Source organism: Rhizobium sp. R693 (genome assembly GCF_002211315.1).
Classification (GTDB): domain Bacteria; phylum Pseudomonadota; class Alphaproteobacteria; order Rhizobiales; family Rhizobiaceae; genus Rhizobium.
In genome coordinates, this window is record NZ_LOKY01000015.1 from 14544 (window position 1) to 36869 (window position 22326).

Annotated in this window: 22 protein-coding genes; 9 read left to right on the top strand and 13 right to left on the bottom strand. The window is 60.0% G+C overall.

Annotated features, from left to right (window positions below):
• Positions 1 to 64: 64 nt before the first annotated feature.
• Genes ATY79_RS15405 through ATY79_RS15425 form a run of 5 tightly spaced genes read right to left on the bottom strand, consistent with a single transcriptional unit; the run spans position 65 to position 6485 of the window.
• Positions 65 to 847 (bottom strand): carnitinyl-CoA dehydratase, encoded by a 783-nt coding sequence (locus ATY79_RS15405; protein WP_088704262.1) that lies wholly within the window; start codon positions 845 to 847, stop codon positions 65 to 67.
• Between the two features lies 1 nt (position 848).
• Complete coding sequence (locus ATY79_RS15410; RefSeq protein WP_088704263.1) at positions 849 to 2909, bottom strand: acetate--CoA ligase family protein; 2061 nt, start codon at positions 2907 to 2909, stop codon at positions 849 to 851.
• Between the two features lie 4 nt (positions 2910 to 2913).
• Positions 2914 to 4074, bottom strand: a complete 1161-nt coding sequence (locus ATY79_RS15415; RefSeq protein ID WP_088704264.1) for an acyl-CoA dehydrogenase family protein — start codon at positions 4072 to 4074, stop codon at positions 2914 to 2916.
• Positions 4075 to 4084: 10 nt separating this feature from the next.
• Positions 4085 to 5575: a carnitine 3-dehydrogenase gene (locus ATY79_RS15420; RefSeq protein ID WP_088704265.1), complete on the bottom strand. Its 1491-nt coding sequence runs from the start codon at positions 5573 to 5575 to the stop codon at positions 4085 to 4087.
• Positions 5576 to 5582: 7 nt separating this feature from the next.
• Entirely contained in the window at positions 5583 to 6485 is a 903-nt protein-coding gene (locus tag ATY79_RS15425) for a 3-keto-5-aminohexanoate cleavage protein (protein ID WP_088704266.1), read from the bottom strand.
• Here ATY79_RS15425 and ATY79_RS15430 point away from each other — a divergent pair.
• The gene (locus tag ATY79_RS15430) at positions 6484 to 7575 is read left to right on the top strand and encodes a GlxA family transcriptional regulator (protein WP_189638022.1); all 1092 of its coding nucleotides are present in this window, start codon (positions 6484 to 6486) and stop codon (positions 7573 to 7575) included. The two genes, ATY79_RS15425 and ATY79_RS15430, sit on opposite strands and share 2 nt — an antisense overlap.
• Here ATY79_RS15430 and ATY79_RS15435 read toward each other — a convergent pair.
• Positions 7556 to 8425, bottom strand: a complete 870-nt coding sequence (locus ATY79_RS15435) for a LysR substrate-binding domain-containing protein (RefSeq protein ID WP_088704267.1) — start codon at positions 8423 to 8425, stop codon at positions 7556 to 7558. The two genes, ATY79_RS15430 and ATY79_RS15435, sit on opposite strands and share 20 nt — an antisense overlap.
• A gap of 111 nt (positions 8426 to 8536) precedes the next feature.
• Here ATY79_RS15435 and ATY79_RS15440 point away from each other — a divergent pair, with 111 nt between their 5' ends.
• Positions 8537 to 9442 carry an EamA family transporter gene (locus tag ATY79_RS15440; RefSeq protein WP_088704268.1) on the top strand — a complete coding sequence of 302 codons (906 nt, stop codon included), beginning with the start codon at positions 8537 to 8539 and terminating at the stop codon, positions 9440 to 9442.
• Between the two features lie 287 nt (positions 9443 to 9729).
• Here ATY79_RS15440 and ATY79_RS15445 read toward each other — a convergent pair whose 3' ends face one another.
• The 3 genes from ATY79_RS15445 to ATY79_RS15455 all read right to left on the bottom strand — a co-directional run bounded on the left by ATY79_RS15445 (position 9730) and on the right by ATY79_RS15455 (position 10953).
• Positions 9730 to 10173, bottom strand: a complete 444-nt coding sequence (locus ATY79_RS15445; RefSeq protein ID WP_088704269.1) for a TA system VapC family ribonuclease toxin — start codon at positions 10171 to 10173, stop codon at positions 9730 to 9732.
• Positions 10170 to 10397, bottom strand: coding sequence for a CopG family transcriptional regulator (locus ATY79_RS15450; protein WP_088704321.1), 228 nt, complete (start codon positions 10395 to 10397; stop codon positions 10170 to 10172). Before ATY79_RS15450 ends, ATY79_RS15445 begins: the two co-directional genes overlap by 4 nt.
• A gap of 178 nt (positions 10398 to 10575) precedes the next feature.
• A complete protein-coding gene (locus tag ATY79_RS15455; RefSeq protein WP_189638023.1) occupies positions 10576 to 10953 on the bottom strand; it encodes a helix-turn-helix domain-containing protein in 378 nt (125 codons plus the stop codon).
• A 133-nt stretch (positions 10954 to 11086) separates the two neighbouring features.
• Here ATY79_RS15455 and ATY79_RS15460 point away from each other — a divergent pair, with 133 nt between their 5' ends.
• Positions 11087 to 11926 (top strand): SDR family oxidoreductase, encoded by an 840-nt coding sequence (locus ATY79_RS15460; protein ID WP_088704270.1) that lies wholly within the window; start codon positions 11087 to 11089, stop codon positions 11924 to 11926.
• 102 nt (positions 11927 to 12028) lie between these two features.
• Here the strand turns inward: ATY79_RS15460 and ATY79_RS15465 are convergent, their stop codons facing one another.
• The 4 genes from ATY79_RS15465 to ATY79_RS15480 all read right to left on the bottom strand — a co-directional run bounded on the left by ATY79_RS15465 (position 12029) and on the right by ATY79_RS15480 (position 17432).
• Complete coding sequence (locus tag ATY79_RS15465) at positions 12029 to 15187, bottom strand: multidrug efflux RND transporter permease subunit (RefSeq protein WP_088704271.1); 3159 nt, start codon at positions 15185 to 15187, stop codon at positions 12029 to 12031.
• Positions 15184 to 16299 carry an efflux RND transporter periplasmic adaptor subunit gene (locus ATY79_RS15470; protein ID WP_245312382.1) on the bottom strand — a complete coding sequence of 372 codons (1116 nt, stop codon included), beginning with the start codon at positions 16297 to 16299 and terminating at the stop codon, positions 15184 to 15186. Before ATY79_RS15470 ends, ATY79_RS15465 begins: the two co-directional genes overlap by 4 nt.
• Positions 16300 to 16620: 321 nt before the next feature.
• On the bottom strand, positions 16621 to 17025 hold the full coding sequence (locus ATY79_RS15475; protein WP_088704273.1) for a PAS domain-containing protein: 405 nt from the start codon (positions 17023 to 17025) through the stop codon (positions 16621 to 16623).
• A 95-nt stretch (positions 17026 to 17120) separates the two neighbouring features.
• Positions 17121 to 17432, bottom strand: a complete 312-nt coding sequence (locus ATY79_RS15480; protein WP_088704274.1) for a metalloregulator ArsR/SmtB family transcription factor — start codon at positions 17430 to 17432, stop codon at positions 17121 to 17123.
• Between the two features lie 476 nt (positions 17433 to 17908).
• Here ATY79_RS15480 and ATY79_RS15485 point away from each other — a divergent pair, with 476 nt between their 5' ends.
• From ATY79_RS15485 to ATY79_RS15510, 6 genes are read left to right on the top strand one after another with little or no spacing between them, the layout of a single operon-like run.
• Positions 17909 to 18748, top strand: a complete 840-nt coding sequence (locus ATY79_RS15485; protein WP_088704275.1) for a transporter substrate-binding domain-containing protein — start codon at positions 17909 to 17911, stop codon at positions 18746 to 18748.
• 55 nt (positions 18749 to 18803) lie between these two features.
• Positions 18804 to 19466, top strand: coding sequence for an amino acid ABC transporter permease (locus ATY79_RS15490; RefSeq protein WP_088704276.1), 663 nt, complete (start codon positions 18804 to 18806; stop codon positions 19464 to 19466).
• A gap of 4 nt (positions 19467 to 19470) precedes the next feature.
• A complete protein-coding gene (locus ATY79_RS15495; RefSeq protein ID WP_088704277.1) occupies positions 19471 to 20130 on the top strand; it encodes an amino acid ABC transporter permease in 660 nt (219 codons plus the stop codon).
• Positions 20131 to 20142: 12 nt separating this feature from the next.
• Positions 20143 to 20913 carry an amino acid ABC transporter ATP-binding protein gene (locus ATY79_RS15500; RefSeq protein WP_088704278.1) on the top strand — a complete coding sequence of 257 codons (771 nt, stop codon included), beginning with the start codon at positions 20143 to 20145 and terminating at the stop codon, positions 20911 to 20913.
• Between the two features lie 17 nt (positions 20914 to 20930).
• On the top strand, positions 20931 to 21320 hold the full coding sequence (locus tag ATY79_RS15505) for a RidA family protein (RefSeq protein ID WP_088704279.1): 390 nt from the start codon (positions 20931 to 20933) through the stop codon (positions 21318 to 21320).
• 14 nt (positions 21321 to 21334) lie between these two features.
• Positions 21335 to 22138: an IclR family transcriptional regulator gene (locus ATY79_RS15510; protein WP_088704280.1), complete on the top strand. Its 804-nt coding sequence runs from the start codon at positions 21335 to 21337 to the stop codon at positions 22136 to 22138.
• Positions 22139 to 22326: the final 188 nt, after the last annotated feature.

Sequence of the window (22326 nt, forward strand, 5' to 3'; positions counted from 1 at the left end):
CGGTTTCCTCTCCGCCTCCGGTGCCCGCATCATGCGGGAAAATGCTGCGGTTGCCGCCGCCTCGTTATCGTCCTTTCCAAATCGGGTTTCGCTTCTCTGCGAAGGCGAGCGCGCCTTCCAATTGGTCTTCGCTCGAATAGAGTCTGTCGACCGTCGCAAACTGCCGCTTGGTGATCTTGTTCATGGCAGTCTGGAACGTCGAACCCTCCGCTTCGCGCACGATTTCTTTGATCGCGGCATAGACGAGCGGTGGCCCGCCTTCGAGCAGCCGGGCAAGCTCCCATGCCCTTTCCATTAGCCGATCGGCTGGCAAGACCTCGTTGACGAAACCCCAACGATGCGCCTCGTGAACGTCGAGCCAGCGGCCCGTCAAGAGCATGTCCATGGCGATGTGGTAAGGGATGCGCTTCGGCAGCTTGATCGAAGCTGCATCGGCAACTGTACCCGAGCGGATTTCCGGCAGCGCGAAGGTCGCATGTTCGGTGGCAATGATCAGGTCGGCCGAAAGGGCAATCTCCAGCCCACCACCGCAACAGATGCCGTTGACTGCACAGATGACAGGCTTGTTGAGGTCGCGCAATTCTTGCAGTCCGCCAAAGCCGCCCACACCGTAGTCGCCATCGACGGCATCACCGGTGGCCGCTGCCTTCAGGTCCCAGCCGGCGCAGAAAAACTTGTCGCCTGCGCCGGACACGATGGCGACACGCATTGCCGGATCGTCGCGGAAATCTCGAAAGATCAGCCCCATGGCACGGCTGGTCGCAAGGTCGATGGCGTTGGCCTTCGGCCGGTCGATGACGACTTCGAGTATTGCGCCATCAAATCGTGTGCGAATCTGGTCGCTCAACCTATGCTACCCTCCTCCGCCTTATCAGGGCATCAACTGCAGCAACGCCGCGCCCTTCGGGAAGAACCATCAATGGATTAATGTCCAGTTCCTCCAGGCGCACCGCATTCTTAACGACATATTCTGCCGCTGCTGCGACAGCGGCGACCGCAGCTTCGAGATCGCCTTTCGGGTGTCCGCGGTAGCCATGGATCATTTTTGCAATCTTGAGACGCAAAATCGCCGCTTGAATGTCCGGTTTCGTCGCCGGAAGCGGCAGGATGACCGAATCATCAAGCAATTCGACGAAGATTCCGCCTGCGCCGAGTGTGAGCGACAATCCGAAGGCGGAATCGCGGGTAGCGCCAATGATGAGCTCGGCGACCGGTGGATCGACCATCTTCTCGACGAGATAACCGGCATTCGGCGGCATGGCCGCTGCCGCATTTGACACCGCCTCCTGATCCTTGAGGTTGAGTGCGACGGCTCCGGCCTCGGTCTTGTGCGCCATACCGAGGCCCTTCAGTGCAACAGGGAAACCGAGTCGTTCGGCTTGGTTGGCCGCTTCTCGGGGAGAAAAGGCCAGCAGTCCTTTCGGGACGGGCAAGCCGAAAGCGGCAAGCTCGACCTTTGCATCGGCTTCCGTCAGGGTCTCGATCTCGCCCTCCATAGTGGACGCGTCGAGCAGTGGCAGGGGAGACGGCCGATTCCAGGCGCGGCCGATGCCGGCGGCGACTTCTGCCGCCGTGATGGTCTCGTCGATGCCCGAGAAGGCGATAATGCCGTTTGCCATCAGGCGATCGGCGGTCGCCTCCGGCATATTTTCCGGAAGGGTCGCGACAAGCCCGGTCAGCGCGCCAGTGGCGGAGGCCGCGGCAATCACCGCATCCACCGTCGTCGTCCACTCGGATGCATCGCACCGATCACTGCGGGGAAAATCGAGGACGACGAGATTGAGGGCATATCCCCCTTCGAACATGGCGCTGAAGGCTTCGGCCTGGCGTGCGAAATCGCCCCAGACAAAGGTGTGATAGTCGAGCGGATTGGAAAGCGTCACCATCTCGCCCAAGACCCGCCGCAGCCGTGGCAATTGCGCCGGCTGCAACGCACCGAATTCCACGGCGCGCCCGACGGCGGCATCTGCGAGCAGCGAAGCCTCGCCTCCCGAACAGCTCATCGACGAGATCGAATGGCCTGCGAGCGGGCCGGCGACATGCAGCAGCTTCAAGGTTTCCAAGAGCGCCGGCAAGCTCTGAACGCGGCCGAGGCCGAGGCGGGCGAGCACGGCATTCGCGACGGCATCACTGCCGGAAAGCGAGGCGGTGTGCGACACGGCCGCACGCTTTGCCTGCTCGGACCTGCCGACCTTCAGCACGACGACCGGCTTGCCTGAATGGCGGGCGATAGCGGCCAGGCGTTCGAGGGCGGCGAGATCGCCGAAGCCTTCGACATGGAGGCCGAGCGCTGTGACGCGCGGATCGTCGATCAGGGCGCAGGCAACATCACAAAGCGATATCTGCGCCTGGTTGCCAGCGGTCACCATATAGGCGATCGGCAGGCCACGGGTCTGCATGGTGAGGTTGATGGCGATATTGGAGGACTGCGTGAGGATCGCGACGCCGCGTTCGCTACGCCGCAGGCCGTGCTGATCGGGCCAAAGCAGCGCGCCGTCGAGACCGTTGATGAGCCCGTAGCAGTTTGGCCCGAGGATCGGCATGTCGCCGGCGGCCGCCAGCAGGGCCTGCTGTAGCTCGGCGCCGTCGCCGAGTTCACCGGTCGCCTCGCTGAAGCCCGATGCATAACAGACCGCTCCGCCGGCGCCGGCCTGCGAAAGGCTGCGCACGATCTCGACGGTCAGCATCCTGTTGACGCCGACGAAGGCAGCGTCGGGTGCCGAAGGCAGTTCGGATACCGAGCGATAGCAGGGCCGCCCGAGCACCTCGCCAAGCTTGGGATGGACGGGCCAGATCTCGCCGGCAAAGCCCATGCGGTCGCACTGCTCGATCACCCTGCGCGCCGCGCGGCCGCCGAAGACGGCGATCGTTTGCGGTCTGAGCAGGCGGTCGAGCGGGCCAGGCGTCATCAGTTCACGCTCCTAAAGGTCGAAGCAGGTCGCGGCTGATGATGTGCCGCTGGATTTCAGAGGTGCCGTCCCAGATACGCTCGACGCGCGCATCGCGCCAGAAACGGGCAAGCGGCAGGTCGTCCATCAGGCCCATGCCGCCGAAGATCTGGATCGCCTCGTCCGTCACGCGGCCCAGCATTTCGGAGGCATAAAGTTTGGCAGAGGCGATCTGCCGGTCCGCGGAAAGGCCGGCGTCGAGGCGCCAGGCGGCTGAAAGCGTCAGCCACTCGGCCGCGTCGATTTCTGTGATCATGTCGGCAAGCTTGAAGGACACCCCCTGATTGGCTCCGATCGGCTTGCCGAACTGCTTGCGCTCGGCGGCGTAGGGCAGGGCCATGTCAAACACGCGACGTGCCCGGCCGACGCACGTGGCGGCGACCGTCAGCCGCGTACCGTAAAGCCATTGATTGGCGATATCGAAGCCGCGATGCACTTCGCCGAGCACCTGGCTTGCGGGGATCCGGCAATCGTCGAAGCTCAGCGTGCAGTTGTGGTAGCCGCGGTGCGATACAGAATCGTAGCCCTTGAGGATTTCAAAGCCGGGCGTGCCGCGATCCACCAGGAAGGCAGTAATCTTTTTCTTGAAGCCTTTTGGCGTTTCCTCCTCCCCCGTCGCGGCAAAGACGATCACGAAATCAGCGACGTCGGCATGTGAGATGAAATGTTTCGTGCCGTTCAGGAGGAAATCGCTTCCGTGACGCCGGGCAGCGCATTTCATGCCGCGCATGTCCGACCCAGCGTCAGGCTCGGTGATGGCAAGTGCGTCGATCTTCTCGCCGCGCACCGCAGGCAGGAGATAACGTTCGCGCTGTTCGCCCTCGCAAGCCATCAGGATGCCGGAGGGCCGGCCGAAGAAAACCGTCAGCCCCAGCGAGCCGGTTCCGAGCTCGCGCTCGACCAGAGTGAAGGTGACATGGTCAAGGCCGGCGCCACCGACCTCCTCGGGGAAATTGCAGGCGTAAAAGCCGAGATCGATGCATTTGCGCTGGATCTCGCGCCCGAGCTCCGACGGGACGATGCCTGTGCGCTCGACCTCGTTCTCATGCGGATGGATTTCGGTTTCGACAAAAGTGCGGACCGTCTCGACGATCATTTCCTGTTCTTCGCTCAGTCCGAAGTTCATGCCGCTCCTCCTACCGTTTCTGGCCGACCTGCCGGCCGGCGCCTTCAGGCACCGCTAACACGGCATGCGCTTGCGCAATCCCCTTCGCTTTGTCGAACACAGCGGCCGGTGCAGGGATAGCCTTCCCCGCCTTGCTGTCGACATGCAGCAACATGTGCTCGGCCGTGGCGAGGGCCTCGCCCGTCGCCGTGCCGTAAAGGGTGTGGAGGACATGCAGTCGTTTTTCGTCGACAGACAGGATCTGGCAGGTCGAATGGATCGCCTGGCCGAGCTTTGCCTCGCCGAGATGGCGGATGTGGGTTTCCACTGTGTAGTAGCTCTGTCCCGCCTCGACATAGGCGAGATCGACGCCGATCAGGCGCAACAGTGCATCGGACGTGTCGCCGAAAACCTGCAGGTAGCGGTGTTCGGTCATATGGCCGTTATAGTCGACCCAGGCAGGGCTGACTTTCGTCTCGATAAGCCTGAGCGGCTTGGATGGGTCAAAAGACACGGATGTCCCGCCGCCTTGTGCCCAGAGCGATTGTTCGAAGTCCTTCAGCAGCTTGCCGGCGCCCCATCCCTTGCCGCCGTGGCCACCCTTGAGGGCTTGCAGGATGCCGACGAGGTTTTCGTCGCGGATGCGTTCGAGCTCGCGGATCGAGAGGCCGGCCGCCTGTTCGTCTGATTGCCGGCCGATCTTTTCAATCAGCGCATCGTCGAGATCGACGACGTCGGTAAGCTTGGTCCATGGCCAGGCGAGGCAGGGACCGAACTGGGCGAGGAAGTGTCGCATCCCGGCCTCGCCGCCGGCAATGCGGTAGGTCTGGAACAGGCCCATCTGAGCCCAGCGCAGGCCGAAAGAGTAGCGGATGACGTCGTCGAGCGTCTCGACGGTGCAGATATCGTCATGGATCAGCCACAGGGCCTCGCGCCATAGCGCTTCTAGCAGCCGGTCGCCGACGAAGGCCTCGATTTCCTTGGCGATATGGACGCCCTTCATGCCGATCGGCGGCAGTCTTTCCATCGCCGCCCGGATGGTGGCCGCTGATGTCCTTTCGCCGCCGACGATTTCGACAAGCGGAAGCAGATAGACGGGGTTGTAGGGGTGGGCGACGAAGAGGCGTTCGGGATGCTTCATGTCACGCTGCAGATCGGTCGGCAGCAGGCCCGAGGTGGACGAGCCGATCAGAGCGTTGGGGCGCGCAGCTGCATCGATCTCATTCAGCACGCCGCGCTTGAGTTCGAGCCTTTCCGGCACGCTCTCCTGGATCCAGTCGGCGTCAGCGACTGCTTCGTGCAGCGTCTTGCAGAAATTAAGCCTGCCGCGGGCCGGCAGGGGGGCGCCGGTCAGCATGGTATAGGCTTTTTCGGCATTGGCGATCACGTCGCCGACGATGCGTCCCGCATCCGGATGCGGGTCGAACACATTCACGTCGATGCCGGCCAGCAGGAAACGAGCGATCCATCCGCCGCCGATGACGCCTCCACCGATACAAGCCGCCTTGTTGATCCCTGCCATCCCGTCCTCAGCGCTTCGTCAGTTTGAGTTTCTTGCGGACCTCTTGCGGACCGATGATCCGCGCACCCATGCCTTCGACCACCTGTGCGGCCTTTTCGACGAGCTGCGCATTGGTGGCAAGCTGGCCCTTGCCGACGAAGAGATTGTCCTCGAGCCCGACACGCACGTTGCCGCCAGCCAGAATGGCCGCCGCCGGATAGGCCATGGCGTTGCGACCGATCGAAAAGGCCGAAAAGGTCCAGCTCTCCGGTACGTTGTTGACCATCGCCATGAACGTGTTGAGATCGTCGGGCGCGCCCCAAGGAATGCCCATGCAGAGCTGGATCAGCACCGGATCTTCGATCAGGCCTTCCTCGGCAAGCTGCTTGGCAAACCAGAGATGGCCGGTGTCGAAGGCCTCGATTTCCGGCCGCACGCCGAGATCCGTCATCTTCCTCGCCATGGCACGCAGCATGGCCGGCGTGTTGGTCATGACATAGTCGCCGAGGTTGAAATTCATCGTGCCGCAGTCGAGCGTGCAGATTTCCGGCAGGCATTCGGCGACATGGCTGACGCGCTCGCTGGCGCCCGCCATATCGGTTCCTTTCGGATTAAGGGGAAGGGGAGTTTCGACATCGCCGAAAATCAGATCCCCGCCCATGCCGGCGGTGAGATTGAGGACGACGTCGATATCCGCCGAGCGGATGCGGTCGGTGACCTCCTTGTAAAGCTCGTTGCGGCGGCTGGCGGCGCCCGTTTCCGGATCGCGGACGTGGCAGTGAACGACCGCGGCACCAGCCTTTGCCGCGTCAATGGCGGCGCCGGCGATCTGCTTGGGAGTGATCGGCACGTGACTGGATCTGGAAACCGTATCGCCGGCGCCGGTGACAGCGCAGGTAATGAAGACATCGCGGTTCATCGCAAGAGGCATGGTGTCGTTCTCCGTCTTGTCCGCATTACGCGACAGGACGAACGGAGATGCTTTGCAATTTCAGAAGCAAGCGATACATTATCGGAATCACAGGGAGGTGGTTTTGCTGCAGCGATCGACGGAACGGCTCGATATCGACCTTCTTGTCCTGCCGGATACGAACCTGATCCTGATCGCGTCGGTCATCGAGCCGTTGCGCGGCGCAAACCGCATTTCCGGCAGCGAGCTCTATCGTTGGCGGCTCCTGACGCCGGACGGAGCGCCGGTCCCGACCACGAGCAATATCGCCGTGCCCGCCCAGGACGCCTTTGGGGCGACGACCGAGGATGCACCGCTCTTCGTACTTGCCAGTTACAACTGGCGTCGAAGCGCGACACAGGTCCTCAAGATGCAGCTCTCCCAGGCCGCCCGTTACCGCAAAATGATTGCCGGCATCGAGTCCGGCACATGGCTGTTGGCGGAGGCAAGCCTGCTCGACGGACTGCCGGCCACCGTCCACTGGGAGGACTACGAGGATTTTGCCATGGCCTATCCGCAGGTGCGGGCAGTGAAGGATCGTTTCGTCATCGACGGCAAGCGGCTGACGACATCAGGTTCGCTTCCAACCGTCGACCTGATGCTGGAGGTGATCAGGCAACGTCAGGGTTATTCGCTGTCGCTCGAAGTCAGCCGGCTGTTCCGTTACGAGCAGCCTTCCTTCCATGCCGACGAACAGCTTTCGGCAGCTTCTGCGGGACTGCGCGTGCACGATCCCCGGGTAACGCAGGCGGTACGATTGATGGAGGAGCATATCGAACAGCCTCTCATTCTCGCGCGGCTGGCCCGCAGGGTGGGCATCAGCGCCAGGCATCTGCAGGATCTGTTCCAGCAGGCTATCGGCGCGCCGCCGCATGTCCACTATCTCGCGCTGCGTTTGAATGCGGCGCGCCGCAAGGTGATCGAGACGACGGCCTCCTTCGCCGATATCGCGGCGGCGACCGGCTTCAACTCGGCCTCAGCCTTTGCGAGAAGCTATCGGGCGAGTTTTTCCGAAAGCCCGTCCGAGACCCGGCGCCGATTGCACCGCCGCATCACGTCATCGCCGACATAGGCTGGAACGCGTCCCGCACCATTTCGGCCAGTTCCCGCACGGCCTCGCTGGAGCGAAAAGTGCTCCGGCGCAGTACGACCTTGGAGGCATCGACCGGCGGAAAACCGTCGTCGGCGGTCAGCTCCCGGCAGCCGGGTGGAATGTTGCTGCGCGAAAGCGTGGTGACGGCAAGGCCGGCGGTCACGGCGTTCTTGAGCCCTGAGCCCGTGTCGGCGATGAATGCTATCCGGTAGTTGCGGCCGAGCTGCTCCAGCGACCGCAGCGCAAAATCGCGCGACCAGGTGGAGTTGCGGTAGGTTGCGATCGGCAAGGGATCGATGTCGTGCAGCCTGTGGACCATGGATGTGACCCAGACGGTCGGATCGATGCACAGGACCTCGCCTTTCGTCTGGTCGCTCCAGTCGAAAACGACGGCCAGATCGAGCTCGTCGCGCTCCAGGGCGGCAATGTTGCGGACCGTATAGTCGCAGGAAACGGTAACCTCGACGGCCGGGTGGCGTACGGCGAAAGCCGCAAGTGCCGCCGGCAGCACCGTCTGGCTGTATTCCTCGGGAATTCCGATCCGCACCGGCCCCTCCAGCGGTCTGCTGCGGATCGTCGCGGCGGCCTCGCTCAGGAGGTCGATGATCCTGCGGGCATAAGGCACGAGCTGTATGCCCTGGCGCGTCAAGAGCACGCCGCGAGCGCCGCGCTCGAAGAGGGTTTCGCCGATCGTCTCCTCGAGCCTCTTTATCTGCGCGCTGACGGCCGACTGCGTCCGCCCGATGCGCTGGGCTGCCGCGGAGAAATTGGACGTCTCGGCGACCACCAGAAAAGTTCTCAATAGGTCGCTTTCGATTGGTTCGCGCATGAATAGCCATAGAAAAAATCGATGACAGCTATCTCAACTATTCGTTTGTCCAATGTCAACTTCTGACCCAGAAAGGAACGGCGTTCGACTTCCTTCTTTGAGACCATCCGTGTGACCATTGAAAATCCGACCACACACCTCGCAGGCAGCGAGCACGGGAAGGGCGTGCTTCTCATCATTGCCGCGACGCTTGCCTGGAGCGCGAGCGGTGTCTATTCGCGGCTCCTGACGACCGACGTATGGACGGCGATCGCCTGGCGGTCGTTGTTCGGTGGACTGTTCCTGCTGATCCCCTGTCTTTTCCTCGAAGGGGGTATTTCACGGCGGCAATGGCGTTCCGTCTTCCATCCGTCCGGTCTTGCCATGATCGCATGCCAGACTTTCAGTCAGGGATGTTTCATCGGGGCGCTTTACATGACCACCGTCGCCAATGTGACGATGATCTATGCGACGACGCCCTTCATCGCAGCCCTCTTCGGCTGGCTCATCCTCAAGGAGAGGGTTGCCAGACGCACGCTGATTGCTGGCGGCGTCTCGCTGATTGGTGTTGCGGTCATCGTCGCCTCGTCGATCGGCGGCGGCACGGGCTGGGGCGATCTGCTGGCGCTCGGCATGACTGCGTCCTTCGCGCTCGTCATCATCATCCCGCGCATCGATCCCGACGTGCCGAGCCTGCCGCCGACCGTCGTCTCCGCTTTCCTGACCCTCGTCATCTTTGCGCCGTTTAGTTCCGTCGGCTCGCTCGATCTGCGCAACTGGATCGTTCTTGCCGCTTTTGGCGCGACCAATTTCTCTCTCGCGCTGGTTCTCTTCCTTGCCGGGGCGAAGCGGATGTCGCCGGCTGAAGCGGCGCTGATCGGCACGATGGAAATCGTGATCACGCCCTTCTGGGTCTGGCTTTTGTTTTCCGAACAACCGCCGCTCGCCACCTGTTTCGGCGGCGCGATCATTCTTGGTGCCGTGTTCTGGCATACGACCATCGACGTCAATCGCAACCGGCGGCCGCATTGCGCCTAGAAATCAGATATCGGCTAAGAGCCGCCCTGTGTGGCAGGATTGGGATAGAGGGCAGCCGGAATTCGTCGACAAAGATGGCTCTGTCATAGCTCGCGATGGTCGATCAACTTCGTTGCAGTTTCATCGCCGAACGACCAACGATCCAGTATTTCACACGGGCTAACTCGGTCGATGGGTTCCCCGGCGAGAGTGAAAAGTTCGTGCCAGCAAAAACCCATGGCGCCAATGCGTAATGTTGGCAGGACTACTGACCAAGGTTTTGGGCGGCATCGTGTGTCGCCTGGAACTCACGCCCTGTTTGTGGGGATTGGATGTAAGGCGGAATTGCCGCCGGCAACCGCAGCTGTTGACAGCTTGCGGTCAAACGTCGCCAATTGGCCTCCATGCGCTTTGGCCATCGCAAGTAGATAGGTGTCAGTGACCTGTCCAGCGGTTAGAATTTTCGTGGTATCGATATCACCTGATCCAACCAGGCTCACATCATCGGGCCAAAAATGATGGCCAGGGAGCGACCGGAGTTTCTTGACAATTTCCATCACAGGGGACGGAGTACCTGGAGAATTGGGATACTTTGGATTGCCGACAATCCGGACGACACCATTTTCGGTGATGGGGCAGGTCGCCCACGCGAAATGACCAATTGCTGAGAACCATTCGTGCGCATCGTCATGGGCTACATGGCCCGGATCAATCAAGGCAATCAGAACATTGACGTCCAATAGAAAAATCACGGCAATTCGTCACGCAAGGCATTAACGACTTCCAGGGTCACTGGAGGCGCATCCGGCCGAGGTGACAGGAGAGGAATTCCATTGCGCTCACCGCCACTGGCGGGTCGGCGCAGCGACCGTCTCGCCAGTTCGGAAATGACTTCTCCGACGCTTCGGCGCTGCTGTGCTGCCATCGCCTTTGCCGCGATCAGGATGTCGTCGTCAATTGCGAGGGTGGTTCTCATATTCGCCTCATCACGCATCACGCATCATATAGCGCAGTGAGCCGGTTTTCTCAAGGAGCCTTAATCAGCTTGGCCGCGTCGTTCGCCTCGGCAGATCTCATGCACCAGCGTGGTGGTTCCAGTCACAGCGATCGCCGGACCGCGACCCGGGTTGTCGACAGGCGTTGGCGACTTCGCCTCAATCTTGATGAGCCTCATCATAAAGTTGTTGCGCGGCAAGGACCGCGTCCATGTTTTTTTCCGCCCAGTGAGCGAGCGCCGAAATCGTCTGCGTAAGCGTGCGCCCCAATGGGGTCAGGGCGTACTCGACAGTCACCGGCACCGTCGGAAATATCGTCCGCGACACCAGCCCATCACGTTCCAGTTTCTTGAGCGTTTGCGAAAGCACCTTTTGCGAGATGCCCTTGATGTCCCGGCGAATATGATTGAAGCGCACTGGGCCACCATCCAGCCGATCGAGGATCAGCACGGCCCATTTGTCTGCCAGCCGGTCGAGCACCAGCCGTGTGGGACAACGATCTTCGTAGACGTCATATGCATGCTGCATCGCTGTCATGTCTGCCTTGTTCCATTGTGCTCGGTTTCCGAAAGGAAACTATGTGACAGGAAAGTGCTCTCTTTCCCGATTTCAATTTATCTATATCTATCAGATCGAAAGATAGTTTCCAACAGATACCAAGGTGATCGATATGGGCAACAAGATTCTAGTTCTCGGTGCGACGGGCACCGTGGGGCGCCATGTGGTGGAGGGCCTCTTGGCGAAGGGCGAGGTTGTCAAGGCCGCCTCTCGCGCTGGCAAGCCGGTCGCAGGCGCCGAAGGCGTGGTGTTCAACTACGGCAAGCCGGAAACCTTCGACGCGGCTTTCAACGGTGTCGACCGCGCCTATGTGCTCCTCCCCTCAGGATATGTTGATTCCAAGGGCCTGTTGGGGCCTGTCATCGAAACTGCGGCCGCCCGCAAGGTGAAGGTCGTTCTTCAGAGCGTCTTCGGCGTTGATGCCGACGACGCCATTCCATACCGGCAGGTTGAGATTGCGCTGGAAAAGTCCGGCACCCCCTATGTGATTTTGCGCCCGAATTGGTTTGCCGACAATTTCCATACGTTCTGGAAGGCGGGCATAGACCATGGACAGATCGCTCTGCCCGCCGGCGAAGGAAAGTCAAGCTTCATCGACGCCCGCGACATCGCGGCGAGCGCTGTTTCGGCCCTGACCTCGTCAGCCTTTGATGGCAAGGCGTTCAACCTGACGGGGCCTGAAGCGCTGTCTTACGCAGATGCCGCTGCAATTCTTTCTAACGTCATCGGCAAGCCGGTTACATATAAGGCCGTTGGCGACGACACCTTTGTCGGCATCCTGACCGGCGCCGGTGTGCCCACCGACTACGCGGGATTCCTCGCCACCATCTTTTATCCGGTCCGTGAAGGCTGGACCGCCGTCGTTACCGGCGATGTAAAAACCCTGACCGGCAAGTCGCCGCGTTCGCTGCAAGCCTATGCGGCGGACAACGCCGCAGCCCTGAAATCGTAAACGGGCAACGAGGCTGCCGACGGTGCCATCCGCCGTCGGCTTCTCGCAAACCCAAAGGACGCGTAGAGCTAGACTAACGTCGAGCTTTTCAGGTCGCGCCGTCTACTCCGGAGTTGTGGCAGCCGGAGGTTTGCTGGCCCTGTCGCGGCCGTGGCCGAAAATTCGACCCTTGACGGCCTCCCTGACGGTTTGGACGAGGATATACAAAAGCGGGATAACCAGGAGGCCGACGATAGTGCCAACGAGCAGTCCTCCGAGGACTGTCGTGCCGATTGCCTGCCGGCTGGCTGCGCCCGCGCCCGTCGCAACGACCAAAGGCACAACGCCAAGCACCGACGCCATCGCAGTCATCAGGACGGGTCTAAAGCGCTGTGCCGTTCCGGCGGTGGCTGCCTCCATGATGCCGAGACCTCCTTCCCGGCGTTCCTTGGCAAACTCCACGATGAGGATTGCATTTTTCGCCGCAAGCCCGATAAGCAGCAACAGGCCGATTTGCGCGTAGATATTGAGATCGATGCCGCCAATCACGAGACCGCCCAACGCTCCGACAACAGCCACCGTCACCGATAGCATCACCGCCACCGGCACGCTCCAGCTTTCATATTGAGCAACCAGGAAAAGGTAGGTGAACACGATCCCCATGATGAGGATGATTGCCGTCTGATTGCCTGCCTGCCGCTCCTGCAACGCCAAGCCGGTCCACTCGTAGCCGAAGCCGGGGGGGAGTTTTTCCGCCGCGAGCGTTTCCATGGTCTCCAGCGCATCGCCGGTGCTGGATCCGGCTGCAGCCTGGCCGTTGATCGCAGCCGACGGGAAGAGATTGTAACGGTTGATCGAGTTCGGACCGTAGACGGTCGAAATGGAAAGCAGTCCTTGCATCGGAACGAGATTGCCGGACTGCCCGCGCACCCGCAATCGCTGAATATCTTCAATTCGTGTTCGGAAACTCGGCTCGTCTTGAATGCGGACCTGATACACGCGCGAGAAGATGTTGAAGTCGTCGACATAGGACGATCCGAGGTGGGATTGAAGCGTGCTGAAAATCGTTGCCGGAGAAACGCCGAACAGTTCGGCGCGTTTCCTGTCTATGTCGAGATAGATTTGGGGCGTATCCGCGGAAAAAGTGCTGAACACGCTGGACGTCTTCCCCGTCTGGTTTGCCGCGATGATCAGGCCGCGCATCACTTCGGCCAGTTCCTCCTGACTTTGGCCGGCGCGCGCCTGAAGACGGAAATCAAATCCCCCCGTCGTGCCGAGGCCAGGTATCGCCGGTGGATTGAACGGTACAATCGAGGCCGTTGAAATCGTTGCGAATTCAGCGCGCAACCGGTTGATGAGTGCAAAGACGCTTTGATCGCTCCCACGCTCGTTCCAGGGACGCAGCGCGGAAATGACCATTCCGGAGTTCGAGCCACCACCACCCACCATGCTCGAGCCAGCGATGCCGATAGTATTCGCAACGCCGGGGGTTCGCTGAAGCACGGAGCTGACCGTTGCAATTGTCTGCTGCGTTCTTTCCAGGGACGCCCCGCTTGGCAATTGCACGTTCATGAAGAGATAACCCTGGTCTTCGGCAGGTACGAACCCGGTCGGCAGGACGCGATAGAGGCCGTAAATCCCGCCGAAAACAGCGACGAGGAGCAAGACAGCCAGAACCAGCTTGCGGGAAAAGATGTCCAGCAAATGCAGGTAAAAACGTCGTGACGCGTCCAGGCCTCGGTTCACCTTGCTGAAAAATAGTGACGGGCTTTGCTGTCCTGGCCGCAGCATGAGAACGCACAAGGCTGGACTGAGCGTCAACGCATTGATCGTCGAGAACGTGATCGTCACCAGAATGGTAACGGCAAATTGACGGTAGAGCTCACCGGTTATGCCAGCAAGAAAGGCCACCGGAATGAAAAGGGCCGCCAAGACCAGCGTGGTGGCAACGATCGGACCGGTTACCTCGCTCATCGTGCGCAACGTGGCTTCGCGCACCCCAACGCGGGCCTCGCTCATCACCCGCTGGACGTTTTCCACGACGATGATGGCATCGTCCACCACGAGACTGATGGCGAGTATCATCGCAAACAGGGTGATTGTGTTGGCCGAATATCCCATCAGGTAGAGCACGGCGAAACCGCCCACCAGCGAAACGGGGATGGTCAATGTGGGGATGACCGTCGCGCGCCAGTCTTGCAGGAAGATAAAGACGACGGCGACGACGAGAGCAAAGGTGATCGCCAGCGTGACGAGAATTTCTTGGATGGTCTGTCGAACAAAAGCCGTCGTGTCGAAAACCACGGTGTATGCAACGTCGTCGGGAAACTGCTTCGACAGTCTCTCCAATTCGCTAAGGACGGCGGTGGACACGGCAAGCGCATTGGCATCTGACGATTGATAGACGACCACCGTCGCGCTGGGCTGCCCGTTCAGGGTGGAGGCGGTGTCATAGGATTGTGCGCCGAGTTCCACCCGGGCAACGTCGCGGATACGCACGACTGCGCCGTCCCGGTTGGTCCGAATGATGATGTTGCCGAACTCGGTCTCGCTTGCCAGCCGTCCGCGGGCCGTAACGGTCAACTGCATTTGCTGGCCTGTTACCGACGGCGGTGATCCGAGCTGGCCGGCGGACGCCTGAGCGTTCTGAGCCTGAATGGCTGCGGTCAGATCAGCCGCCGTTACTGAAAGCGCCTGCATGCGGTCAGGGTTCATCCATACCCGCATGCTATAGGCGGGGCCGAAAACGCTCGCTTCTCCGACGCCGGGGAGCCGCGCGATCGCGTCGCGGATGTTTATCGTCGCGTAGTTGCTGATGAAAACTTCGTCTTTCGTCCCCTTTGGCGAATAGATCGCAAAACCGAGAAGCATGCTCGACGAACGGCTTCTCACCGACACACCGGTCTGGGTCACCGCAGCGGGAAGTCGCGGCGTTGCCATGGCCACGCGGTTCTGCACGTTGACCTGGGCGATTGCGGGATCTGTCCCCGCCGCAAAGGTCACCGTCAGGCTGTACGTGCCATTGTTGGTGCTGGACGACGACATGTAGAGCATGTCTTCGACGCCGTTCACCTGATCCTCGATAGGTGCTCCCACGCTGTCCGTCATGACGCTGGCACTGGCACCGGGGTAGCTCGCAGTTACCTGAACCTCCGGCGGTGTGATCTGAGGGAATTGCGCGACTGGTATCAGGAGGAGGGCGACCGTGCCCGCTATCATCATGACGATCGCAATAACCATCGCAAACCGTGGTCGGGCGACGAAGGGGGCCGATATATTCATTGCTGCGTTCCAGCCTGGGGCGTGAGGGAGGAAGGTGAGGTGATGCTGCCTTCGGCCGCGGCCACTTGCGTGACATTAACGGCCACACCTTCAGAAACGTTCTGCAGTCCCTCCACGATCAGGCTCTCGCCGCCTTTAAGTCCTTCGTCCACGACCCAGTTTTCGTCTGCCTGCTTTGAGACCTTTATCCGCTGCAGCACAACGCGCTTCTCCTGATCGACAAGCAGGACGAATTTGCCCTCGCGGTCTTGCTGGACAGCACCCAACGGGACGACGGGGCGCATTTTCCTTTCTGCCTCCGATATGATCACCGTGACGAACTGGCCCGGAATGAGCAGGCTCTCTGGATTGCTGAACAGTGCTCGAATGGCCAGCGTGCCCGTTGTCTCGTCGATTTCGTTCCCGAAAAACTCGATCTTGCCCGTCTCGCTGTATTGCTGGCCGTTGGAAAGGCGCAAGGTAGGCTCAAACTTCCTTGCAAGATCGTCTTTGCTTGCGCCACCCGCGGCCGCCCGCAGGTCAAGGATCGACCGGTCGCTGACGGAGAAGACGACCCGGATCGGGTCCATTTCCACGACACGCGCCAATGTCGATGAACTGCCGCTTACGAAGCTTCCGACCGACAACTCCGCTGCCCCGATGCGGCCCTCGATCGGAGAGGTTATGCGAGTGTAGCTGAGGTTTAGTTCTGCTTGCCCTACTTGTGCCTGCGCCGACAAGACGTTCGCTTGGGCCGTTTCCACCGCTGCTTGACTCTCTTCCAGGGTGGCGCGCGATACGGTCTGTGAGCTCAGCGACTGATTTCGTTCGAGCCTTCGTTGCGCATCTGCCAAGGTTGCCTGAGCGCTAGCAAGGGAAGCCTGTGCGTCCTGGAGCGAGATATCGAGTGATCGCTTGTCGATGAGGAAGAGATCCTGATCTTTCCTGACAATCTGGCCTTCGTCGAAAAGCCGCCCGTCGAGGAAGCCTTCGATCCGTGAGCGGATGTCTACGGCGTTTAAGGCTTCCACACGTCCGACGAATTCATGCTTTGGGGAGACATCCTCGATCTGAACGCCAGCTATGCCGACAGTTGGCACGGTTTGCCCCAGGACACCTTGAGGTACCGACATAAACGCAATGATGAGTGCGCTCAGGACCGGTGAAACTCGACATGACACTTTCATCGACCAGTCTCCAACGAACACGAGGAAGTCTATCAATTCAAGGCATTGCGAAGCTCTGCGGATCAGCGGTGAGCGCAAATGCTACCAATAGTCGTGACAGTCGGCAATGCTTGGCGAGATACTCGCTCTCTCACTGGGCGAACCAAGGGGGCACCGCTCGGCTTTGAAGAGACTGATGCCGCGCCCTTCGGGCGCTATCGTCCATTTGGTCAACCGCCAGCAAATAGGGTAGCGCGCAGGGTTAACTGGCGAAGCAAGTCGCGATAGCTAGTGCGACTTTTTGTCCGGCAAGGTCTCGGCGGGCACGACGATACCTGCATAATGAACTGGAACGTCTTCGCGGTCGCGAAAGCAGCGGCCAAACGCGCAAACAGCAACATAGATCCCATCCTGGTTCAGGACGCGGTAGTTCTGCACCGTCGGATGCTCCGCAACAATGGCGTCGTTGATCTGTTTGGCGAGAACCGGTGCATCCTGAGGGTGAATGCGCTCCATGTACGTCTGTAGCGGCAGGCCGTGTTCTGTTTCGTCAGGTTCAAGCCCAAACAACCACGCAAGGGCGCTGTCCGCATAGACGAGGTTGCTCCGGAGATCCCACGTGAACAATCCGGCATCCGGCATCGCTTCGCCTGAGATTTGCGTGGAAAACAGATGATCGCCTTCGGGTATCATGGCCGCTCCTCAAAGACCGCTATGAGGAGAAGATGGTGCAGCCCCTATTCTTCCGCAAGTTGGCACTTCTCGGTAGTCGTGCACACCAAAGAAGTTTAGTTCGCGCTACTCAACGTCACGGTCGGGCGGGCATAGATTTCATCGAGGGTGGAAAGGATTTTCCGGACGCCGTAGTGGGTTGTCGAATAATAGATTGTCTGGGCGTCACGTCGCGTTGTCACGATCTTGCCCTCACGTAGCCTCGCCAGATGCTGGGACAGAGCCGACTGCGACAGACCGACTCGTTTCGCGAGTTCGCCGACGTTCAGTTCGTTGTCCAGGAGGAGGCTGGCAATCAGGAGCCTTTTTTCATTTGCCAGAAGCGCAAGCAATCTTGCCTCTTCATGAAAGTTTGTATCGCTGCGCATTTCAGAAATTCACCTAACTTCGAAAACTCGCGCTTACTTAAACGTAAGATGGCGAAATTGCTATGGCAATCTGACCGAATTGATTGATCGACTTTAGGCGAATGGACGTTTGGTCAATTGGTTGACGGTGCGCAATCATGGATCGGGCGGCAATGGCGCCATGCGTGAAGGCTTTTCTGCCAGCTTGCGTTCGCAGAGCCCGGTTTGCTCGCGGGTGATCGGCCTCAATGTTGGTTCCTTCCTGCAAGCAGCAGCGTTACTCGATCAATCCCAGATTGTGCTCAGGGAGGCGTGTCGAGGTTCGGGAAGGGGAGAAATGCTGCGCTGCCGAAAAAGCAGTGAGCGTCGATCGCTTCAGCTTTTTGGGCGGCGCAGCTTGACAATTCATCGCCGATGTCGCTTCCTATCGAAATCCAATAAAACAGACACGTGTCCGGAATATTGGACAAAGGAAAAATGTTCACAAGGGGAACGCCATGACATCTTCTTTTCGTGTCGGCCTGATCGCTTTGGCCGCAGCCACAATCCTTTCCAGCCCGGTTCTCGCGGACGGAAGCAAGCTCGACGAGGTGCTTGCTCGCGGTCACCTCGTCATGGGGACCGGCAGCACCAATGCGCCCTGGCACTTCAAGAGCGCCGACGACAAGCTCCAGGGATTTGACGTCGACATGGGTCACATTATCGCCAAGGCTCTCTTTGGCGATCCCGAGAAGATCGAATACGTCAACCAGTCCTCGGACGCCCGTATTCCGAACATCACAACCGACAAAGTCGACATCACCTGCCAGTTCATGACGGTGACGGGTGAGCGCGCCCAGCAGATCGCCTTCACGATCCCCTACTACCGTGAAGGTGTCGGCCTGATGCTGAAGGCTGATGGCAAATATGCAGACTACGCCGCGCTCAAGGCTGCCGGCTCATCGGTGACAATTTCGGTCCTGCAAAATGTTTATGCGGAAGCCATGGTTCATGCCGCGCTTCCCGATGCAACAGTCGACCAGTATGACTCGGTAGACCTGATTTATCAGGCATTGGAATCCGGCCGTGCGGATGCCGTCGCCACCGACCAGTCCTCGCTGGCGTGGTACATGACCCAGAACCCCGGCAAGTACAAGGATGCGGGCTTCGGCTGGAATCCGCAGACCTATGCTTGCGGTGTCAAGCGCGGCGACCAGGATTGGCTGAACTTCGTCAACACCGCCCTTCACGAAGCCATGACCGGCGTCGAATTCGATGCCTATGCCAAATCGTTCAAGACCTGGTTTGGCAAGGACCTGACGCCTCCGCAAATCGGTTTCCCGGTCGAATACAAGTAACTGGCCCAAGGGAGCGGGTCTTGTCCCGCTCCCGCTTCTGGAGAGGCGGCCTACAATGGGTTACACGCTGAATTTCGCCGCCGTTTGGCGCAACTTCGATTTCCTGCTCAGCGGCTTGATGTTGAGCCTCGGCTTGGCGGTGATCTCGATCTTGATCGGGGCCGTCCTCGGTCTTTTCGTCGCTTTCGCGCTGCTTTCGAACAACCGCCTCATAGCCGTGCCGGCGCGCTCCTATGTTACGGTGATCCGAAATCTGCCGATCCTCGTTCTCGTCCTGTTTGCGTTCTTTGCGCTGCCTCAGATGGGCTTCCGGCTCGACAAGATAAAGAGCTTTGTCCTGGTTCTGTCGCTCTACTCGGGAGCGTATCTGGCGGAAGTTTTCCGCGCTGGGCTTCTTTCTATTCCAAAGGGGTTGACGGAAGCCGGAATGGCGATCGGCCTAACGTCGATGCAGATACGCACCTCGATCATAGCACCACTGATGATCCGCAACGTTCTGCCTTCGCTGTCGTCGACAATCATCTCTCTCTTCAAGGACACATCGCTTGCCGCAACGATCGCTGTGCCCGAGCTGACCTTCGCAGCGCGCAAGATCAACGTCGAGAGCTTCCGTGTCATCGAGACCTGGATCGTCACGTCCGCTCTCTACGTCGTCACCTGTTTCCTCATTGCCGCCCTGATGCGCCTTGTCGAGCGGCGTCTGGCATTGCCGAGATAAACCAATGTCCCAAACTTTTCTCGATCAACTTTGGATCGCCCGTCATGTCATCCTGAATGGCGTCGCGATGACGGTATCGATCTCCCTCTTGGCCATTTTCGCAGGCTCGGTGCTCGGGGTATTCACAGGTCTGGCCCTGGTTTATGGAAACGGTGTGCTACGCCTGATCGTGAGAGCCAATACGGACGTGATCCGCGGCACACCGGTTTTGGTCCTTGTCCTCGCCAGCTACTACGTCTCGAGCGCCGTGGGCATCGAATTGGGGCCGTTCGCGGCGGGCGTTCTGGCGCTTGCGATATTTTGTTCGTCGCACGTCGGTGAGATTGTTCGCGGTGCCCTGCAGGCCATCCCGAAGGGGCAAACCGAAGCCGCAAAGGCGATCGGTCTGACGTTCACGCAGACGTTCACCTCCGTCCTGTGGCCCCAGGCCCTGCGCCAGTGCCTGCCAGCCTGGGTCAACACGGCGGCGGAAATGGTCAAGGCGTCGACGCTGCTGTCGGTTATCGGTGTGGCGGAGCTGTTGCTGCGCACGCAGGAGATCATCTCCCGCAATTTCATGAGCCTGCAGTTCTACTTCCTGGCAGGGGCCCTCTATTTCGTCGTCAATTTCAGTATCGAGCGTTTCGGCAAATTCGTCGAGCGCAAGACTGCCCTTCCATCCTGAGGAGGCCGATAGATGGCCAAGACAATGCTTGAAATCAAGGGCCTGCGCAAAACTTACGGCCAACACGAGGTTCTCAAAGGCGTCGACTGCTCCGTGCAGGAAGGCGAGGTCATTTCGATCATCGGCTCGTCGGGCTCGGGCAAGACCACGATGCTGCGCTGCGTCAACATGCTGGAGGAATTCCAGGGTGGTACGATCAGCCTCGATGGGGAGGAGATCGGTTACCACGTCGAAGGATCGACGCGTCGGCGCAAGACCGAGAAGGAGATCGCCCGTCAACGCGCTCTCACCGGAATGGCTTTCCAGCAGTTCAACCTGTTCCCGCACATGACGGCAGCCCAGAACGTCATGCTCGGCCTCATCAAGGTCAAGAAGATGCCGAAAGCCGACGCCCGCTTGATTGCCGAGCGTTGGCTCGAGCGCGTCGGGCTGTCGGCGCGAACCAATCACTATCCAGGCCAGCTTTCCGGTGGTCAGCAGCAGCGCGTGGCAATTGCCCGTGCAATCGCAATGTCACCCCGTCTTATGCTGTTTGACGAAGTGACCTCGGCTCTTGATCCCGAACTGGTCGGTGAGGTGCTGCAGGTGATCAAGGGACTTGCTGCAGACGGCATGACCATGCTGCTGGTCACCCATGAGATGCGTTTTGCCTACGAGGTGTCATCGCGTGTCATCTTCATGAATCAAGGGGTCATCTGCGAGGAAGGTGATCCGAAGGAGATGTTCGTGAAGCCCAAGACCGAGCGCCTGGCCGAATTCCTCAAGACCTCCAGCTTCAACTAGAAAAGAAAGTGAAAAGAATGACGATCAAGCGTTATGGGGCCGGTGAAACAGGCGCAGGCGGACAACCACTTCCCTTCGCCCGAGCAACCGAAGCAGGCGGCTGGCTGTATGTGTCCGGTCAGGTCCCTATGGAGAAAGGCGAGATCGTCGGCGGTGGAATAGTTGCCCAGAGCCGACGGGCGATCGAAAACCTGATTGCCATTCTCAATGAGGCGGGCTACAGCCTTGAAGACGTCGTACGCGTGGGCGTGTGGCTTGACGATCCGCGCGATTTCTGGAGCTTTAACGGCGTGTATGCCGACTATTTCGGCGAAAACCCTCCGGCGCGCGCTTGCGTCCAATCACGCATGATGGTCGACTGCAAGGTCGAAGTCGACTGCGTGGCCTACCGCGCGGACCGCGCCTGACATTGGAGAAAAGCATGGCTGAGGCTGGTGTCGACACAGTATCGCGGCGCACCCGAGGACTGGATCGTGCCTTCGAGATCCTCGAATTCCTGCGCGTGAAGCGCCAGCCCATGCGGCCGAACGAGATCGCCGCCGAGATCGGCGCGCCGCGCTCCTCGGTCTACGAACTCGTCAACCTGTTGCTCAGCCACGGCATGCTTGACTATTATCAGGACGACGGCCGGGTCTATCTCGGCCGCCGCCTCTATTTCCTCGGCACCGCCTATGCCGAGCAGTTTGATCTTATGCGCGAATGCGAGCGCATGCTGATCCGTCTTGCAGAGGAAACCCGCGAGACGGCGCAGATGTGCGTCCTTGAGGGTGCGAAGTATACGGTGGCGATGATGCGGGAAGGCATCCGCCCGTTCCGCATCTCCTCGAATGTCGGCGAACTTGTCTCGATCCCCTGGACGGCCTCGGGACGACTGCTTGTGTCGCACCTGTCCGACCGCCAGATCCTTGACCTCATCCCCCCGGACGACTTCGTGCTGCCGAATGGCAGGCGCCTTGACCCAGCCGACTTCATCGGCCAAGTCCGCAACGCGGCGCAAGATGGCTATTTCACCTTCAACAGCGAAGTCGAGAATTTTACCCATTGCTTTGCCGTTCCGATCCATCAGGCGGACGGCGCATGCATCGCGACACTGTGCCTGGTCGCGCCGCGCGAAGACGGCTTGCGCAATCGTGCGACCTACCTTGAGAGCCTTCTCGATGCGGCTTCGGAAATATCCGAGAAGCTTGGCTATTCGCGCAACGCAAATCGGCGTGTTGCGCGCTGAGCCAAGGGCGCCTGGCGACAAAATCCAAACGCGGACCATCTCCCGCGCGGCGTCTCTCCCAGGCGATTATCTTTTCGCGCATTACCCGAGCTGAGTGGTCCGCGCGTCTCGCCAGCAGTTCGTCGAAGGTCAGTACGCGAACATCTTGGGTTGCCTCCTGCGCTGAGCCGACAATGATCAGACATTCG

Excerpts from the sequence above, each read along its gene's own strand:
- ATY79_RS15410 (WP_088704263.1), bottom strand. The coding sequence starts at position 2,909 with ATGACGCCTGGCCCGCTCGACCGCCTGCTCAGACCGCAAACGATCGCC.
- ATY79_RS15415 (WP_088704264.1), bottom strand. The coding sequence starts at position 4,074 with ATGAACTTCGGACTGAGCGAAGAACAGGAAATGATCGTCGAGACGGTC.
- ATY79_RS15420 (WP_088704265.1), bottom strand. The coding sequence starts at position 5,575 with ATGGCAGGGATCAACAAGGCGGCTTGTATCGGTGGAGGCGTCATCGGC.
- ATY79_RS15430 (WP_189638022.1), top strand. The coding sequence starts at position 6,484 with ATGGTGTCGTTCTCCGTCTTGTCCGCATTACGCGACAGGACGAACGGA.
- ATY79_RS15425 (WP_088704266.1), bottom strand. The coding sequence starts at position 6,485 with ATGCCTCTTGCGATGAACCGCGATGTCTTCATTACCTGCGCTGTCACC.
- ATY79_RS15435 (WP_088704267.1), bottom strand. The coding sequence starts at position 8,425 with ATGCGCGAACCAATCGAAAGCGACCTATTGAGAACTTTTCTGGTGGTC.
- ATY79_RS15450 (WP_088704321.1), bottom strand. The coding sequence starts at position 10,397 with ATGAGAACCACCCTCGCAATTGACGACGACATCCTGATCGCGGCAAAG.
- ATY79_RS15455 (WP_189638023.1), bottom strand. The coding sequence starts at position 10,953 with ATGACAGCGATGCAGCATGCATATGACGTCTACGAAGATCGTTGTCCC.
- ATY79_RS15460 (WP_088704270.1), top strand. The coding sequence starts at position 11,087 with ATGGGCAACAAGATTCTAGTTCTCGGTGCGACGGGCACCGTGGGGCGC.
- ATY79_RS15465 (WP_088704271.1), bottom strand. The coding sequence starts at position 15,187 with ATGAATATATCGGCCCCCTTCGTCGCCCGACCACGGTTTGCGATGGTT.
- ATY79_RS15470 (WP_245312382.1), bottom strand. The coding sequence starts at position 16,299 with ATGTCGGTACCTCAAGGTGTCCTGGGGCAAACCGTGCCAACTGTCGGC.
- ATY79_RS15475 (WP_088704273.1), bottom strand. The coding sequence starts at position 17,025 with ATGATACCCGAAGGCGATCATCTGTTTTCCACGCAAATCTCAGGCGAA.
- ATY79_RS15480 (WP_088704274.1), bottom strand. The coding sequence starts at position 17,432 with ATGCGCAGCGATACAAACTTTCATGAAGAGGCAAGATTGCTTGCGCTT.
- ATY79_RS15485 (WP_088704275.1), top strand. The coding sequence starts at position 17,909 with ATGACATCTTCTTTTCGTGTCGGCCTGATCGCTTTGGCCGCAGCCACA.
- ATY79_RS15490 (WP_088704276.1), top strand. The coding sequence starts at position 18,804 with ATGGGTTACACGCTGAATTTCGCCGCCGTTTGGCGCAACTTCGATTTC.
- ATY79_RS15495 (WP_088704277.1), top strand. The coding sequence starts at position 19,471 with ATGTCCCAAACTTTTCTCGATCAACTTTGGATCGCCCGTCATGTCATC.
- ATY79_RS15500 (WP_088704278.1), top strand. The coding sequence starts at position 20,143 with ATGGCCAAGACAATGCTTGAAATCAAGGGCCTGCGCAAAACTTACGGC.
- ATY79_RS15505 (WP_088704279.1), top strand. The coding sequence starts at position 20,931 with ATGACGATCAAGCGTTATGGGGCCGGTGAAACAGGCGCAGGCGGACAA.
- ATY79_RS15510 (WP_088704280.1), top strand. The coding sequence starts at position 21,335 with ATGGCTGAGGCTGGTGTCGACACAGTATCGCGGCGCACCCGAGGACTG.